Below are 16,327 nucleotides of genomic sequence, written 5' to 3'. Positions count from 1 at the left end.
GTACTTTGTGTTTCAAAGTATTTTGAGAAAAATATTTATACTGATAAAATTCCCTTCGGGACCAGTTTACAGAGTAAAAAAAAAAGATTCATGAAAAAAACTGTAGGAGGCTGTCTAAAAAGTTTTTACAGCCAAATATTATTCCGTGAAAGACCTCATCCCCAACCCCTTCTCTGAAGGAGAAGGGGCTTTTTGAGCCTAAAAGTTCCCCTCTCTGAAGGAGAGGGGCGGTCGGCCGCTGCCGTTAGGGGTGAGGTTACAAACCAAATAATATTTGGCTATATTTTCCTTTTTAGACAGCCCCATGTTGTAGCAAATATGCAGGACGTATTTTTTACAATAGTACAAATCAGTCATCAGTAGGGCTGAATTGCATTCAGCCGTATTGCAGGAAAGATAGGGCACATATTTTAATAGTACACAACAATCATCAGTAGGGCCGAATTGCATTCGGCCGTGTCGCAGAACAATAGGGGACGTACATCGTGGACGTATGCAATACGTCCCTACTTTTTATCAACCCCGTTTCCTAGAAACCTCCACTACATTATAAATCTCATACACCTCAGAAAGATGTAATTCAAGGTTAGGATACGTAGATTTATCCGTATTCAGCGACATACATATAATAATACCTTGCTCAACCCAATGATCAGTGATGCGTTTTACCAAAATGCCCCCTTCGTGAATAATGACATAGTCTTCCCATTTGTGGAGGTAAAACTTATTCTTCCAGTATTTTTTATCGACACTCCTGCCCACTACCACATCCCCCGAACAGATAGAATCCCTAGAATTATTATCCATGCTATCGCCCCGCACCTGAAATGCCCTGTAGATACCCCTATAATGTTTATCTACTATAATAGAATGTTTTGGTAACTCTTCTAAAAAAACAGAATCGCCCCAGCCTGTTAGGTATCCCGCATAGGCATAGTGTTCTACCAAGGGGATATTCATTTGAATTTTCCCATTGCCAATGTCGACAAACTCGTTGCCAGATTTTGTTTTATAAACATTTTCAGTTTCTAGTAGCCCCTCAAGATTACCAATGATTTCGGCTTCCTCTTTTTGAATATCTGTAAGCTTTTGTTTGGAGAGATGGATGAAAAAATCTTCCAATTTTTTATGATCATCCACCTTGGGTTTAGAGCCACGTTGTTCCCAACCATTGATACGGCCACGGGGAATGCCTACTTTTTCAGCAAGCTCTTGTTGGGATAAACCAAACTGGATTCTTAATTCCTTGATGTTCACGAAATTATAATTTGTTTCAAAAATGTTTCAGAAATTTTCAATAATTTGTTTCAAAATATTAGTTTTTTGAAACATTTATTCCTATATTTGTATTAATAATAAACAAAGTAACGAAAAAGTATTTAATAGAAACAAGTTTTGTTGAAGTTTTTTTAAGGGAGGTTTAGCAACAAACCTTCATGGAAGAGGCATGAACAAGCACTAAATCTTTTTAATTATCTATGATTTGTTTTTCTTTATCATTAACACACCCAAAGGAATTTGTTTCCTCAATATTGCATTGCGTGCTACTTCACCTGTATCGACGACCGTCGATATATCATACGCGCCTTCTTCTCTTTCAATGGGAGGTAAAATGCCCCTTGGGGGCTTTATGTTGATTAATTTTTTATACCTACACCTAGCTCTATAAACGAATTAGTTCTTAGCCTTTTAATGAATATCTTTTACACCGTTGAATCACCTATACTCAATTTTAAAACCAGTAGTAGTACACCTTTTTCTTATTATTGAATACCTGTTGGTTTGTGTTAGAAAATCTCTAGCACAAACCAATTATTGCCTCATCTCTGGAGCATAACGAGAGATGCGACCTTTTACGCCTATACCGATATTAAAGTAGCCCCCTATGTATCTCTGGCGAGGAGATTTTGATTTTCTCGCTGGAGGTACTAGGGGCAAAAGATATAAGTTTATGAAAAAAACAATGTTCAACACCTAACCTTTCTATTAGCGGGTGACTTAAGTCACCCGCTAATAGAAAGGGAATTTGAATTTTTTAACCATGGTCTGTGGCATACTTGAACACGGTTTAAAAAAACCTCACCCGCAGCGGCGGCCGCCCCAGCCCCTCTCCTTCAGAGAGGGGAGCAGATTATCTAGCTTAAAGCTCCCCTCTCTGAAGGAGAGGGGCTGGGGGTGAGGTTGTTATGGATGCCTACACCGTGGTCTGTGGCACACAGAACACAATAATTGACTATTTTGGTTTATAAAACCATCGATATTAACATTTAGCTTAGTGTTCTGTGTGCCACAGACCATGGTGTAGGCTCCCCTCTCTAAAGGAGAGGGGTCGGGGGTGAGGTTTTTGCCTTTGTTGGAGTTATTTATCTCTTAAACCCACACAGAACACAGTTTAAAAAAAAACTAACCACTAAATCACTCATTCATTCAATCACTCAATGACTCAAGTGTCGTATAATGAAAACCGTTAATTTTTAAACGCCGTCCTAATGAACGTAATTTTAGAAGAATTAAGCCTTAATAACTTCAATACCTCAGGGAAAAATACACCCCTTTTTACTGATATGCACAACATTTACGGAGCCGACGATACAGATAAAACCACCTCCGATACCTATATGTTGTTGTCTAGGAAAGGTCTTTGCGAGTCGAATAGCGCATCTGGAGTATTGAGCTTAGAGAGGGAGGGTGTAGTAGAAAGGGATGGGCAAATGAATGGAAGTAAACATTGTGGCAAAGAAAAACGTGGAGGTGAGCATGATGACACAATGTTGAGGAATTATCAAAAAGAAAATGATGTTAAGGACGATGCCCTGCAACGTGCCAGTAATATAGAAGCAATAAAGCTCCAGTTGACAGAACAAGAATATCAATGGGCATACTTACAGGAACAGATTATTCAAAGGAATACAGAGTTAAAGAGGCTGAATAAAGCTTTGGTAGTAGAACAGCAAGCCTTAGTGAACCTAGCCGACAGTCGGGTGAAATGGGGTGCTGAAAGTTTTGTTTGTCCCGCCTGCAAACGCGTGCATGAACCTACCAATGTTGAGGCGATGAAACAAAAGATGGTGAAGGTTTTTGAGAAAGATAAGACTGACAAAAGACGAATCATTAAAAAAAAATTGAAGGCATTGAAGTATGCTATCAAGCAGTTGGAGCTGGTGAATGCGGAGGATGTTCGACTCTTGAGGATTTATAAAAGTAATCGGAGTGTGCTAAATGCAGCACTAAAAACCCTTGAGGTGGTTAAGGGGAATGGGCTTTCGGATATTGGCTTTGGGGTTTCAGATTTCGGTCGTCAGCTTTCGGAAGTCGGCTTTGGGTCGTCGGATATCGGCTTTCGGATGTCAGATTTTAGGTATTAGCTTTCGGCTTTCGGTCGTCGGTCGTCGGCTTTCGGATGTTGGTCGTGTGTTTTGGGGAACCAGCTATCGATTTTAGGCTATTGGCTGTCGGTAGTCAGTCATCTTATAATTACTAAAATCAAAGCCGAACTAATATCAGAAACCAGAAAGTGAACAGCCAAAAACTAAAATCCGACATCCGACGACCGAAATCCGAAACCCGACGACCAACATCCGACGACTGAAAGCCAAAAGCCGAAATCCGACGACCGAAATCCGAAAACCAGTACAAAACTATGACCAAACACGAATTAATCGAAGCAATTGCTGTAAAAACACATCATCCTGAAGGGCTAGTCTCGGAGATTATCGAGGCATTCAAAAGCGAGGTGATGCAACAGGTATCGTCGGGCAACCAGATAACCATCAGAAGATTCGGGACATTCAAATCTGTAACACGTAAGGCTAAGGTATTGAGGAAGATACAATCGAAGGAAATAGTCGAACTGCCCGAACGGACGATTGTGAAATTTGTGCCTTCCAAGGAGTTTAAGGTAGAACGCAGTCGCTCGCTTCAAGCGAGTGACGACTATTAAAAGGCTTCCAGCCGAAAAACCGAGAAGAGAGTAGCTAATTTAAAATGAGGAGGGGAGGATTATCGCCTTTCAAACCTCACCCGCAGCGGCGGCCGCCCCGATCCCTCTCCTTCAGAGCTACGGTTTATACATAAGTTTTAGGCTCTCTTTAAATCTTTAGATGAAAATGTAAAGCTGATAGAAATAGGTTTAAATCAACGTCTAACAACCTCACCCCCGACCCCAAAATCTGCTCCCCTTCTCTGAAGGAGAAGGGGCTGGGGGATGAGGTTGTTAGGCTTTGATTACAAATTACTTACATACTTATGTATAAACCGTAGCTCCTTCAGAGAAGGGGAGCAGACCTTCGAGTTTAAAGCTCCCCTGTCTGAAAAGAGCGGGACGCGTAGTCGGGTTGGGGGATGGGGTTGTTATGCGTTGATTATCAATAGATTATACACTTGTGGTTAATCAGTACAATTTAAACCCCACCTAAGCCTATTTGCTAACGGTTAGCCGTGTAGATAGCAAATCAGGGTACAACATTATTAAATATTTCTTCAAACGTATATAAAACAACGTTGACAAATGAGTGGTTATGAATTAACAAAAAAATGGTATGAGTGGTGCAGAGACAATATCGAAATTGTCAGACCTAATCATCATGCCTTATATTTTTGGTGTGTTGAGAAATGCAATCGTTTAGACTGGCCAGCAAGCTATAGTTTACCAAGCGAGGAGGCCATGCATCATTTAGGAATGACCTCTTATAAAACGTACATAAAAACACTAGAAGAATTGATTAGTTTTGGCTTTATAACCATGTGTCAAAGATCCAAAAATCAGTATACTGCCAACATAATTGCTTTGGTAAAATTTACCAAAGCACTACCAAAGCAATGCCAAAGCAGTACCAAAGCATTTACCAAAGCAGTACCAAAGCAAAGCGAGTATAATAAAACTAATAAAAACTTAGAAAACTTAGAAACAGTAAAAACAACAACAACAATAACAACAAATGATGATGTTGTTGAAAATGAAGTACCTGATTTTGTAAAAGAAGAACAAAAAGAAATTAAAGAGGGGGTGGCGACGGCACCGATGACGACCTTGGAGGAGATTGAGGCCAATATGCGCAATGCTGCCTTGCTGAAAGAGTCGGCGAAAAGGAAAAATAATATCAATGAGGGGGATTATTACCAATTGTTAGAAAACTTTTTTATCGAAACGCGTGCTACTGATAAAAAAATTTCAAGTGAGTCGGACCATAAACGGCATTTTCTGAATTGGATTAGGATTCAATGTCAAAACAGAGATCGGCATGGCATGATGCCCCAAAAAGGGAAAATTCAACATAATTATGACTCAATCACGCAGGCGATTTTGGAGCTTAGTGAGGAGTCGGGGTAGGTAAGTTGTCATCCTTCCTATTAGCGGGTGACTTAAGTCACCCGCTAATAGGAAAGCACTCTCTGTCAATAAGTTATATTAAGCCAAAGCACAACAATAATCCCGAAGGGATGAAATATTTATAGCATCAAAGATGCCAACCACGCACTAATTCGACTCCCTAGGAGTCGCACAGGATAGAATGGTGTTCATTTGTTTTTCTATAAATATACCATCCCTTCGGGATTGGGGTTGGTAAAAGTTCTCTTTAAAAAAACATTATTAAATCAAGCGATGAATACCATTCAACTAAGCCAAAAAACACTGCAAGCTGGTGTGCCTACCGTGGCCCTTGAGAAGCTCACCGAACGTCAGCACGAAATTGTGAAAGCAACCCACGGCACACGCATTGGGCAGATGACCAACGCGGAGGTTACCAAACTGGCAGGAGAAGTTATTTTTACCGCCAAAATGAGACTAGGATATAGCCAGTCGCAAGGAGATGAATTGAAGGCGGAAATAAGATTGATCATAAATGATTTGCGAGAGTATCAAGGACTTACACAGATGGAAGTTCAACTAGCGTTGAAGGCTGGACTTAATGGCGAGTTTTCTCCTGATGGCAAAGTATTCTTTTCCTCCTCCAACTTTGTGCAGTGGCTTCGTAGATGGATAGCCGACAAAAAACAGCCCGTCATGAAACAATATACCGCCCTTGAGCAAGCCAAAGAAAACGTGAAAATAGTCCCTACAGAAGCCGAACAAAAGGAACTTTGTAGGCAAATAGCCCAACAATATGCCGACATCAAGCGCACACATCCCGACTTTGAAGTACAAGTAGCCTCTAGTCTCTACGACGACCTTGAGCGGTTTGGTATCTGGAAAATGGAAGCGAATGAGAAGAAAGAGTTGTTTGAAAAACTACAAAGGAAATATACAAACGCTACCCATCAAGAACTCGTGCTGATAGCTAAAAACATAGCCTATAATCGGTTTATAGCGGAAGTTGCCAAAGAAAAACTGATGGCATGACTTCAAGTCATGCTATCAGTATAAGTCCTCGCTCACTCATCAAAGGACATTACAGTCCGTTACCACTAATAATATACGTAACCACATCATTTAACACAACCATAACCCCTCAAACACCATGAAAACACCTTATGAAATCAACTGTATTTGCGAACACCACTATGTACGTTTTATGGAAAACGGTATGATTCAACACGAGAAATTCAAGGCGTATGTAATAGAGCAGTGTCGCGTCGTCTTGATAGACCCTAAGAAAAGTAAGGAAAAGCTAGCGACCGAAACCGTGGCACTCAACCAGAAAATCAAAGATACCGTCAGCAAGGTATTTGACAGATGGATAGGAAACTATCATCAACGTACAGGCTACCATGATTGGCGACTTTATAATAGGATTTTGAATTTGAGGTAGTGACACCATCTCTTCGATTTGGCAATTTCCAAGATGCCCGTTGAATTATGAGACATCATGTTATAGAAGATTTGTTTTTTTAGGCTGGAAGCCTTGTAATAGTCGTCACTCGTTAGAAACGAGCGACTGCGGGGCGGAGATTATTGTAACGGTAACCCTTGCGGTTACCGTTCATTAGCATTATATTTTCGACAAATAAAGGGCAACCGCAAGGGATTGCCCCTACGTATTGTAAGACATTATGTTATAGAAGTTTTTTTTAGCCTGGAAGCCTTGTAATAGTCGCCACTCGTTAGAAACGAGCGACTGCGTTTAATTCATCTTAAAATTTTCTGGTAAAGTAAACCTTAGATTTAGACTTGAATAAAATCCTGACTTGCTATTTGAACTACCAAGGTCATGCCAATTGATGCCTGCATTTACTACTAACCATATCCCGTCTCTTATATTAAACTCTCCGCCCGCATTAAGAAATGCATCTTTTTTACTATTTAAACTAATAAATTTGTACTGACCTTCTACAAACCCTTTAATACGGTTTGAGCCAAAATATAAACGTGATGATGCTGAAAAGGTATTGAATTCATAATTCACCGTTTTGTCCGTTTGTTTATTTAAACTATCAGCATAGATATATGAATAGTTTAAGCCCCCCAATAATTGTCCCCATCTTCCTAGCGGTAATGCGCCAGTGAGCCAAGCCACGTGCTTTTTAGTTTGTATATTTTTAATTAAACTATCTGGCGAAGCACCTAAATAGGCATAGGCAAATTCCAGTTTTTCTTTATTCCAGTTCTGTTGCTTAAACTCTTCTCTAAGTTTTGATATATCTTCAATGTAAGATAATTTGAGTTCTTTAGCCCTTTGTAACTTATTAATAGAAATATAGGCATCCATTTTATTGTTTAAGGATGAATCACTTATAACCTCAATAATCAATTTATTATTAATTTTAAGAAATTCTTGTTTCAATATATTTTCTACTTCCACCTCAATCTTGGTACTCTCAAATAGCTTATCTTTAAACTTTTCATCATTTTTCAAATCACCCTTATCAATTAAAGTAAGTCTGGCTCCGATTGCTAAATTTGAATATTTCATATCGTTGGATGTTGTCGTATTTGTTCCTAACGAAACCCGAAAGCTATACCATACTTTATTCTTTTCATAATCATGAAGCGTAAGGCTGTTACTTTTGGCTAATAAAAATGGAGCGACTTCCATTGAAAATGATTTAGGAACAATAATAGACGAACCATTATAAAATTCAGAAGCTAAAATAGATAATGCTTTTACATCACTTGGTCGTAATATATCACTCGGCGAATTGCCTAAAATATTAAAAGCGGGCAAGTCAGGAATTGCAAAATTGGTTTTAAAATCTTTGACTAGCAAAGAATGTTCTTTTATTTGAGAAAAGCCAATAATTGGCAAGACAAGTATCATGAAAAGTAATAGTTTCTTTTTCATCTCATTATTTGGTTTAGCTTTCAAACAAGTATTATATATATCTGAGACAATTGACTATTACCCGTTATTTCTCCTTTATCAACAGCCTCACCAATCATTGCTCCATTTTGAAAAATAGCTACGCTGATAGTGTATTCTTTAGATATATTTGTATCTAACCCTACAAATCTTGTTCTTACATCTATTATTCTTCCAACATTCCTTGCTACTGGCAAAGGCAATGAATAAGTATCATCAAACGGATTTTGGTTATTTCCATCTTTCTTTTCTAGTATTTGGTTACTTTGGGCTTCCCAAAGCACGTACTGATACGAGGCTACAATCAAACCTTCAAAGGTTATCTTAACAGCAACCATTTGTCCTGCTGGGTCAATTTTAACTTTCTTTACCATCGTTTTATAGTTTAGATTATTACTTTAAAATGTACATTTCAAAAGTATTAAAACTCAGTATTGAATGATAAAAACCATAAAGTTTTCCATCAAAAAACTTATTATACGGTAGAGCCGTAACCCAACAAACAGTAGGGACGTATTGCATACGTCCTAATGCTGTATCGGTTTATGCTGCGAAGGACGTATGCCATACGTCCCTACCAACTGAATTCTCGCTATCCCCATCAATAATTCAAAAACTCTTCCTTAATTTTGCCTTCGATACTAATATTTAACTGATGGAAGACAAAGATTTTGTACCCGCTATGCTTACTGCACAATGGAAGACCCTCCAGCGGGGTCGTAATGCAAAATTTAGGTCTGGGCGGTTCCGCGATTCAATGATGAAACATTTATCCTTGCAAGAATCGCAGGTGAATACTTTCTATGCCATTATTAATGGTAAGAAGACTGTAGAAACGGGGTATATTAAATATGCCATGGATTTAATGAAGCATTGTTTGTTGATAAAATAGGGGTATTCTTTATCTTATAGTGGGTAGTAATCCCGAAGGGATGAAATGTTTATAGCATTCTCCATAGGAGTCGCACAGCGTAGAATGATGATCGTTTATTTTTCTATAAACATTTCATCCCTTCGGGATTGATTTGGATAAAACTTACTCTCTACGCTCGCTTTCTGTAGCCTTAGATTAGAGTATGGTTTAGAAGGCGATGCCTAGTCCACAACCTTGTAAGATGCGTTGTATTTTTGCAATGTAACATTGCGTACACACTGACGTAGTCTAAGACTATGCCAAGCGGGGGATTAACCTAAAAACGCAATTGAAGATTTAGCTTAAAATACAATTCACCATTTTTTTCTAAATATAATTTTCCAAACCGGTGTCTAGTTGAAGAAGGAGTGTCTAGTTTAATTACGTTAAATAAATAGTTTTTTAAATTTTCCATTTCAATGATATGAAAACCTATACAATCACCATTGCGTTTCATGACAATTGTTCCATTAGATTCATATGAACCATCCCATTTTGAACCTGCAAAAAAACCTAATAAAATATCAAGTAATAATTTTTTTATTTTGCTTTGCATTAATACTCTTTCATCTTGGCTACTTCCTTCTAGCAATTTATCTGTAATTTTAGATAAAGAGCTTATTCTTTCTTTATAAAAACAGAGTAAAAGTTTGCCAATAATTTCAGGCATATCACCATCGACCATCTTAAGATTGAAATCCATTGTTTCTTTTTCAGCTCGGATATATTCAAAGTTACCTCCTAACTCTTCAATAGCTATAATTCTATCTTTCAATTTTGTGGCACTATCAATCGAATTTATATCATCTATAAACGATTTATTAAGCCCATTAATTTTAAAGATAAAATTAGTGTTTCCAGATGCGTTTAATAAGGTAGGTTTGCTACCTAAATAAGATTTAATGCCGAACCCTTCATCTTCTTTTTGAATTAGTTCATTTTCAATGTCTAATAAAATATCTGCTTTTTGATTGCTATTGCCACCTTTTATAACATTAAACCCTAAAGTATCCTGAATAATATTAAAATCAGGAATTTCAAAGGTTTGTATGCTATTTCTTATTTTAGCAATAAGTAAGGCTAAAATATCATGATTTATTACTTCTGAGATATTAATTTCTTTTGTATCTCCATTTTTTTTATTTTTGATTATTATTGTAGAATGATTTGATAATAAAAAACTAAGATTTAGATTGTGTGTTGTAATTTTATTTATTTTAAAGTAATTGCCATTAGGAATCATTTTCTCATTGGCTAATAACAGCTTTCTCTCTAATAATAATTTTATAAAAACAAGAATTTCAGTCCATTCGCCTTTATTTTTTGTTGTTTTCAATTGAGTAGATTTTGGGGTTAAATTTTTTAAATGCTTCAAAATTGAAACACCTACAGCATAAATAGCGTTTATAGCTACACTATTTCCTAATTGTTTAATAGCTTGGGTTGGACTGACAGGGAACTCAAAATCTTCTGGAAATCCTTGCATTTTTCTTGCTTCGACATAGGATAATTTTCTAACTACACCATCAACTAAGTAAGCATCCCAATTACGCCTATCAGTTATTTCTGAGCCACGACCACCAACTCTAATAGTAAAACCTATATCCCTACTACAATTACCTCCCCATACATCACTCATTGTAAAATTTAATGGTAAAGGTTGAGGGAAAGAAAAACCCTTCATAAAATCTTCGTCTCTAAATCCAACCATAAAAGCCCTAGGTCTGAGTTGAGGTAACCCATAATCGGAAGCATGAACTACTTTAAAATAAAAAGAATAGCCCAATTCCTTTTCAAGAATATTTCTTATTACTTTAAAAGTATTTCCACCATCGTGTGATACAATACCACGCACATTTTCTAAAAAGAATGCTTTTGGTTTTTTAGCTTCTATAATTTCGGCAATGTTAAAAAATAAATTACCCCTTTCTGAATTATGATTATCGTCAAATCCCCTTTTGTGTCCAGCTTGGCTAAAAGGTTGACAAGGAAAACCTGCACAAAGTATATCAAAATCAGGAATATCCTTTGGTGAAATGGTTCTTATATCTTTGTTGAAGGCATTATTAGTAAATAATTGGGGACTTATTTTTTTATAATTAGCTTCATAAGTTAATCGTGCAAATTCATCAATTTCAGATGCGAAAACACATTCTCCCCCTAATTTGTGCATTGCTAAGTGAAATCCTCCTATTCCTGCAAATAAATCAATAAATGTAAATTTGTTTTCCAATTTCTTTTTATTGCAAAGATACTAAATTTTCTAAATAACAAATAATAGTAACTTGTTGTTAAAGTTTATAATTAACGAACCCAATAAACTATTCCAAACTACCAAACATTATAAACAAAAAACGAAGACAATCGATCAATTGCCTTCGTTAGGCTAGAAGCCAAATAATAACAGTCACTCGCTTGGAAGCGAGCGATTGCGGAAACCAATCCCGAAGGGATGAAAGGATTATAGCAAACAAAAATGATTGCACCACCAAAACCCCGAAGGGGTGACAGAGAGTTTTAGCTTTCTATCACCCCTTCGGGGTTAAATGTTTCCTGATTTCACGGCTTGCTATAATCCTTTCATCCCTTCGGGATTTGGCGTTCCCCACTACCAAACGCCAAATCAATAACCCCGATAACTGACATCCGAACCCCGAAGACCGCAAGCCGACATCCGACGACCGAAAGCCGACGACCGAAAGCCTACCCTCTACGCGCTTCCCCCAAAATAGACTCATACTCCAACTCTGCATCAGAAACTAGACCTGATTGGGCGATGGCGGTTTTTTGTGATAGGAGGGGTTGGTTGCCGTTGGCGGCTAATAGGTTGCTAATTATCTCTTTGTTGTCGCGGAGGGTGAAGGGTACTATCTCGGGCTTGATACGCACATGTTGGGCGTCGTTGGCTAGGCTGGTGTTGAGCGTGCCGACGAAGGCTTTGATGATGTTGATGCGTCGCTGAAGGTATTCGTCGAAGATTTCTCGCTTGTCTTGTACCTTCAAATGGGCATCCAGAAACAGCATTTCTAGGGCAATGCCCGATATTTGGTTCAGCCCTTTTACCGACTCAAAACTAATATCGGGCGTCTGCGTCAGCGAGTAGATTAGCTTGAAAAGCGTGTCGATTTCTAGCTTTACGCTCTCGGGGGCGTGGTCCCATGAAAGGTACTGTGCCGTGGCACCAACCGACCCTTGGATGATGGCGCCGGTTTCGCCCTTTTTGGCAAAGCCCTGTATTTCGCCTTGCACAAAAATCTTGGGTGCGCCGTGGTAGTCGTTGGTGTCGGCAAAGTTGGATAATAGCGTTTCCAATCGCTCGATGATGTGCTGAACATCGTGCCAGTCGGTTTGTTCTGCTTGCCCGAACACCACGGGGATTTTGCCGATGATGTTGGTGGTACGGCTCACTTCTGCCCAAGTTCCGCCTTGTGGTTTTGCCCAAATCAGGGTTTCTTCATCCGTATACGTTTCAAAGTATTCTGTCGTTTTGTTGTCGATGTCTTTGAAGGAAAACTGTCGCGAGAACGCCACCAAGTCTTGGTTTTTGTTGAAGAATGGATACAAACGGTTGCCGTCCCAAGGCGAAATAGGCAGTACTTTTAGCTTGAATTTCGACGAGAATCCGTACTCGTTGCTAGGCTTGGCGAGTTCGGTGATGTACCAAATTTCGGCAAACTGTGTGGTGCGGAGGATATCCTTGCACATCCTGCGATTGAAGGAGTCTATCTTGTTGTCTTCCAGTATTTTATGCAATGCCGACACGACTGCCTTTTCGTTGTCGGTACTAGGTTGGGCGTGTAATACTACGGGGTTGCCAAAGGCAAACGACGTGGCAGTGGATACGATTTTGTTCTGAAACGCTATCGGAATACGCCCTACTTTCTCTACCCGTTGCTCTTCGTTGTCGGTGCGCACTATCTTGTCGGGGCGTTTGGTTTTGTCCAACACGCTGTGGCCGTCTATTTTATACTGTTTTTGATAGGTTGCAATATTGACGTCGTCGATGTTCGACTGTAGAATTTGGATGGAATCGGCAATCGATTCGGTTTTGGTGATGTCTATTACTTTCATGTGGTTAGAAAAATTTTGCTAAATCATTAGCAGTTTTATTGAAATTAGGGAGGTGATAATCAAGGGCATAGGCGATTAAATCAACGTATTCGTCGTGTTCTTTGACGGGAAATCCGCAGACTTCATCCACAAAATCGTCGTTCCAATTGTCCGAAACCAAGTATACCCTGCCACATTCTATCTTCGGACTTTGGGCGTTCAAACGGGTGGTTTTGTCGTCCTTGGGCGAGGGCGTTTTGGTGATATTCAAGGACGTTTGTGCCGATAATACTTGGATGATGGAAAGCCCGTTTGCCTTGGGTTCTATCCTGATACTGCTGTTGTGGGTGTAGCCATTGGCTAGGGCAAAGTCGCTCAAGAACCGCAACAACTCTGGAAATTTATAATATACCTTTTTGGCCTTGGTGATATACAAGGCATTCCCGATTCGGCAGGTGGCTATTATCCCGCTTGGGTCGTTTTCTTCCGAACGGTTCGTATAGGCAGTATCGGCAAAGAAAATGATGGGTTCGGTGGTGTGTATACGTTCAAACTCATTGTTGGAAATATACTGAAACCATTCTTTTTTGATGATGTTCCCGCCGTCTTCGCTTGGCGACTGTTCGTACTGGTTGGCGTAGCCACGACTGCCCAAATCTACCTTCGCTTCTTCTAAGACAGTCCTGTTCAAACGGTTGATGTCCAACAAACCATTGGTGTAAAATTCCTTTAGTTCGGGCGGACTTACCTTTGTGGAGACCTCCGCAGGTAAGCAAAGATGCCTGATGCTTTCGCCTTTTTTATCCAACAAATACCCCGTGACGTCCTTGTCGTGGAGGCGTTGCATGATGGTTATCACGGGCGTGTTTTCCTTATTCACCTTTCGTGACGACAACGTCTTGGTATGTTCGTTCGCCGTCTTGCGGTCGGCATCAGAGGCCGCCTGCGAGGGGTTCAGCGGGTCGTCAGAGATAATCACATGGGCGTGTTTCCCTGTGATGGTTCCGCCCGTGCTGGTGGTGTAGCGTGCGCCTGTCTGGGTGTTTTCATAAGCCCCTTTGGACGATTTATCTCGCCTGATAACCACCTCAGGAAACAATCTTTTGTACTTCTCTGCCGTAATAATGTCCCGACTTTTCACGGAATGTTCTATCGACAAATCGTTGGAATACGAATTGGTGATGATGCGGATACTGGGGTCTTGCGTCCAGAGCCATGCAGGAAACATAATCGTGCTGATGGTCGACTTAGTCGTGCCTGGCGGAATATTAATGATCAGGTCATAAGGCTTCTTTTCACGACTGATAATGGACTTTGCGAGGGTCTGGAGTTCGTCGCACAGCAAAGGAATGTGCCAGTTGTACACAGGTTCTTCTTTGATGACGACGTCCCAAAACGACTGCACGAACTCGAAGAACGAGTTTTTACAGGCTTCCCGCTCAATAGCAATCAGCAGGCTATCGGGTATGTCGATATTAGTTTTCAATTTTTCGGGCGATTAATAAGAGTTGTTTTTTTTCGACTTCGGTAAAATCGTCAAGGTTCACCATCCTGCCAGTAGGGGTGGGAAGTTCGCTGTTTTTGGCATTATTCAAATTTCGTTCGGTTGCGTATAGACCTAAGAGTTTCCTGCGTTCCATGAGCTGATAACGGATTTCGGAGATGTACCGAGGGTTGCCGTATTCCTTTACATCTTTGGTGGCTTGCTCGGTGTCGGTCAGGCTAATAAACGTTTCATCGTCGAACAGGCTGATTTGCTCTTTTTCTTTTTTGCTGACCGATATTTTCCCTTTCTGCTTCGCCGAATGCTGTTGATAGTCGGTTTTGGATTTCTCCCAAGCTTCCCACAGTTCAGCAATCGCCATGTCTATGCGTTCGAGTTCTAATTGAATGGCTGCATCGATATTGCCCATTCTCTGCCGTCGCCATTCCTCGACTAGCAAAGCAATATCCGCCCGAATGGTTTGGGGGCTGATGGCTTTGTCGGAGGCCATCCGTTGCTGTGCCAACTCGGCTATCTTCCTGACGGAATAGCCCTTTTTGTATAAATCGGCTACGATTTGAAGGCGATGTTGTTTTTTCATGTGTTGTAGAAAAAGGTATATATGTAGTACGAGTTTCCAACTCGTATGACTTCACGAGTTGGAAACTCGTGCTACTTTAGTGTTAGCATCATCATTTTATCAAAACAACCACCATCACCACCCCGCCTACATAATTAAGCACCTTAGCAAAAAATAGCTTTCTGGTGAGTTTTGCCACTGCCTTTTCTTTGTCAACTAAACTATTCTGGTAAAAATCTCGCTCGATGGTCCTGAGGGTTAAATCGCTTGATGTTTGCTCCAAACTCTTTTCCATAATGCTTAGTTTTTGCTGAAATGCCTCGGCATTAATTTTACTTGCCAGCGCATCTTTTGCCGCCAATTCTGTGAAAATGTAGTAACCCTTGGGCAACAATTTGCGGTAGTGGGCAATGGTAGTGTCGCTATTGTTTAAACACACTGTCGATATAACTTTGGAGGCGTTCGCCTTGCAAGTTGTTGATATAGGTGCTGTTAGCATCAATAGTGCTGTCAATCTTATGAAACTTTTGTTGGATAAGGCTATCATTTTTAGAGGGTTTAATCATTATTTGTGACCGACTTTCCTGTGGTTTAGGAGACTTTGAGCATTGTAGAAAAACTACAATCAGCACCACAATCAGGAAGGCAAAGAGCAGGGAAACCTTGTCGGCGGTGAGTTCAGTTTTTAGTTTATTGATTGTTTGCCAAAGCGTAGCGAAGTTCATAATCGTGTCTGATTTTGCGGTTTGCGGTATGTAATGTCTGGATTTTCTGGAGTTCAACTTCATTGCTATCAAGGATTTGCTTCATCCTGAGGTTCTGTTTTGCCAGCTCGTTTGCCAGCAATCGGTTTTCGATAATCACCGACTTAAAGCCCGTTACGCAAGTGTCGCACACCCCAAATTGGTTCTGAGCAACGTTCTCGACTTCCTTGCGCATCAATGCTATCTGGTTGGTTTTTTGGAGCTGTACAGCCAAGTCTGTGGGTGCATGGTGAACTGTCGTAGCCGTCGATTCCTGACAGCTCGTTAGTCCGCTGATGATAAGGCCTGACCAGATAATCA

At 40.0% G+C, this 16,327-nt stretch carries 16 protein-coding genes; 6 read left to right on the top strand and 10 right to left on the bottom strand.

Annotated elements, in window-relative coordinates; translation table 11 throughout:
* Positions 1-516: 516 nt before the first annotated feature.
* Positions 517-1,257, bottom strand: a complete 741-nt coding sequence (locus AC1RNE_RS05705) for a helix-turn-helix domain-containing protein (RefSeq protein ID WP_492800063.1) — start codon at positions 1,255-1,257, stop codon at positions 517-519.
* 1,232 nt (positions 1,258-2,489) lie between these two features.
* Between AC1RNE_RS05705 and AC1RNE_RS05700 the strand changes: the two genes are divergently transcribed.
* The 5 genes from AC1RNE_RS05700 (at position 2,490) to AC1RNE_RS05680 (ending at position 6,749) form a co-directional block, all read left to right on the top strand.
* Positions 2,490-3,365 carry a hypothetical protein gene (locus tag AC1RNE_RS05700; RefSeq protein ID WP_492800062.1) on the top strand — a complete coding sequence of 292 codons (876 nt, stop codon included), beginning with the start codon at positions 2,490-2,492 and terminating at the stop codon, positions 3,363-3,365.
* Between the two features lie 275 nt (positions 3,366-3,640).
* The gene (locus AC1RNE_RS05695; RefSeq protein WP_492800061.1) at positions 3,641-3,940 is read left to right on the top strand and encodes an HU family DNA-binding protein; all 300 of its coding nucleotides are present in this window, start codon (positions 3,641-3,643) and stop codon (positions 3,938-3,940) included.
* A 567-nt stretch (positions 3,941-4,507) separates the two neighbouring features.
* Positions 4,508-5,329, top strand: coding sequence for a DUF7833 domain-containing protein (locus tag AC1RNE_RS05690; RefSeq protein WP_492800060.1), 822 nt, complete (start codon positions 4,508-4,510; stop codon positions 5,327-5,329).
* A 324-nt stretch (positions 5,330-5,653) separates the two neighbouring features.
* Complete coding sequence (locus tag AC1RNE_RS05685; RefSeq protein WP_492800059.1) at positions 5,654-6,340, top strand: hypothetical protein; 687 nt, start codon at positions 5,654-5,656, stop codon at positions 6,338-6,340.
* A 118-nt stretch (positions 6,341-6,458) separates the two neighbouring features.
* Positions 6,459-6,749 carry a hypothetical protein gene (locus AC1RNE_RS05680; protein WP_492800058.1) on the top strand — a complete coding sequence of 97 codons (291 nt, stop codon included), beginning with the start codon at positions 6,459-6,461 and terminating at the stop codon, positions 6,747-6,749.
* A gap of 312 nt (positions 6,750-7,061) precedes the next feature.
* Here AC1RNE_RS05680 and AC1RNE_RS05675 read toward each other — a convergent pair whose 3' ends face one another.
* Both AC1RNE_RS05675 and AC1RNE_RS05670 read right to left on the bottom strand, forming a co-directional pair.
* On the bottom strand, positions 7,062-8,219 hold the full coding sequence (locus AC1RNE_RS05675; RefSeq protein WP_492800057.1) for a hypothetical protein: 1,158 nt from the start codon (positions 8,217-8,219) through the stop codon (positions 7,062-7,064).
* A 20-nt stretch (positions 8,220-8,239) separates the two neighbouring features.
* Positions 8,240-8,611, bottom strand: a complete 372-nt coding sequence (locus tag AC1RNE_RS05670) for a hypothetical protein (RefSeq protein ID WP_492800056.1) — start codon at positions 8,609-8,611, stop codon at positions 8,240-8,242.
* Between the two features lie 386 nt (positions 8,612-8,997).
* Between AC1RNE_RS05670 and AC1RNE_RS05665 the strand changes: the two genes are divergently transcribed.
* On the top strand, positions 8,998-9,129 hold the full coding sequence (locus AC1RNE_RS05665; RefSeq protein ID WP_492800055.1) for a hypothetical protein: 132 nt from the start codon (positions 8,998-9,000) through the stop codon (positions 9,127-9,129).
* 298 nt (positions 9,130-9,427) lie between these two features.
* On the opposite strand, the gene AC1RNE_RS05660 is transcribed toward AC1RNE_RS05665, so the two are convergent.
* The 7 genes from AC1RNE_RS05660 to AC1RNE_RS05630 all read right to left on the bottom strand — a co-directional run bounded on the left by AC1RNE_RS05660 (position 9,428) and on the right by AC1RNE_RS05630 (position 16,202).
* Complete coding sequence (locus AC1RNE_RS05660) at positions 9,428-11,383, bottom strand: DNA cytosine methyltransferase (protein WP_492800054.1); 1,956 nt, start codon at positions 11,381-11,383, stop codon at positions 9,428-9,430.
* A 470-nt stretch (positions 11,384-11,853) separates the two neighbouring features.
* On the bottom strand, positions 11,854-13,221 hold the full coding sequence (locus AC1RNE_RS05655; protein WP_492800053.1) for a phage portal protein: 1,368 nt from the start codon (positions 13,219-13,221) through the stop codon (positions 11,854-11,856).
* 4 nt (positions 13,222-13,225) lie between these two features.
* Positions 13,226-14,080, bottom strand: coding sequence for a hypothetical protein (locus AC1RNE_RS05650; RefSeq protein WP_492800052.1), 855 nt, complete (start codon positions 14,078-14,080; stop codon positions 13,226-13,228).
* Positions 14,081-14,675: 595 nt separating this feature from the next.
* Positions 14,676-15,284, bottom strand: coding sequence for a hypothetical protein (locus AC1RNE_RS05645; RefSeq protein ID WP_492800051.1), 609 nt, complete (start codon positions 15,282-15,284; stop codon positions 14,676-14,678).
* 91 nt (positions 15,285-15,375) lie between these two features.
* Positions 15,376-15,624, bottom strand: coding sequence for a hypothetical protein (locus tag AC1RNE_RS05640; RefSeq protein WP_492800050.1), 249 nt, complete (start codon positions 15,622-15,624; stop codon positions 15,376-15,378).
* A gap of 61 nt (positions 15,625-15,685) precedes the next feature.
* Positions 15,686-15,988, bottom strand: a complete 303-nt coding sequence (locus tag AC1RNE_RS05635; RefSeq protein ID WP_492800048.1) for a hypothetical protein — start codon at positions 15,986-15,988, stop codon at positions 15,686-15,688.
* Positions 15,954-16,202, bottom strand: a complete 249-nt coding sequence (locus tag AC1RNE_RS05630; RefSeq protein WP_492800047.1) for a hypothetical protein — start codon at positions 16,200-16,202, stop codon at positions 15,954-15,956. The genes AC1RNE_RS05635 and AC1RNE_RS05630 overlap by 35 nt, the downstream gene beginning before the upstream one ends.
* Between the last annotated feature and the right edge of the window lie 125 nt (positions 16,203-16,327).

The sequence above is a fragment of the Arcicella sp. GW822-FHT02H01 genome (assembly GCF_058802005.1).
This window is presented reverse-complemented; position numbering and strand designations above follow the sequence as displayed.

Coding starts and splice junctions, on each gene's coding strand:
- AC1RNE_RS05680 (WP_492800058.1), top strand. CDS start 6,459: ATGAAAACACCTTATGAAATCAACTGTATTTGCGAACACCACTATGTA.
- AC1RNE_RS05695 (WP_492800061.1), top strand. CDS start 3,641: ATGACCAAACACGAATTAATCGAAGCAATTGCTGTAAAAACACATCAT.
- AC1RNE_RS05670 (WP_492800056.1), bottom strand. CDS start 8,611: ATGGTAAAGAAAGTTAAAATTGACCCAGCAGGACAAATGGTTGCTGTT.
- AC1RNE_RS05655 (WP_492800053.1), bottom strand. CDS start 13,221: ATGAAAGTAATAGACATCACCAAAACCGAATCGATTGCCGATTCCATC.
- AC1RNE_RS05690 (WP_492800060.1), top strand. CDS start 4,508: ATGAGTGGTTATGAATTAACAAAAAAATGGTATGAGTGGTGCAGAGAC.
- AC1RNE_RS05665 (WP_492800055.1), top strand. CDS start 8,998: ATGAAACATTTATCCTTGCAAGAATCGCAGGTGAATACTTTCTATGCC.
- AC1RNE_RS05700 (WP_492800062.1), top strand. CDS start 2,490: ATGAACGTAATTTTAGAAGAATTAAGCCTTAATAACTTCAATACCTCA.
- AC1RNE_RS05645 (WP_492800051.1), bottom strand. CDS start 15,284: ATGAAAAAACAACATCGCCTTCAAATCGTAGCCGATTTATACAAAAAG.
- AC1RNE_RS05675 (WP_492800057.1), bottom strand. CDS start 8,219: ATGAAAAAGAAACTATTACTTTTCATGATACTTGTCTTGCCAATTATT.
- AC1RNE_RS05630 (WP_492800047.1), bottom strand. CDS start 16,202: ATGCGCAAGGAAGTCGAGAACGTTGCTCAGAACCAATTTGGGGTGTGC.
- AC1RNE_RS05635 (WP_492800048.1), bottom strand. CDS start 15,988: ATGAACTTCGCTACGCTTTGGCAAACAATCAATAAACTAAAAACTGAA.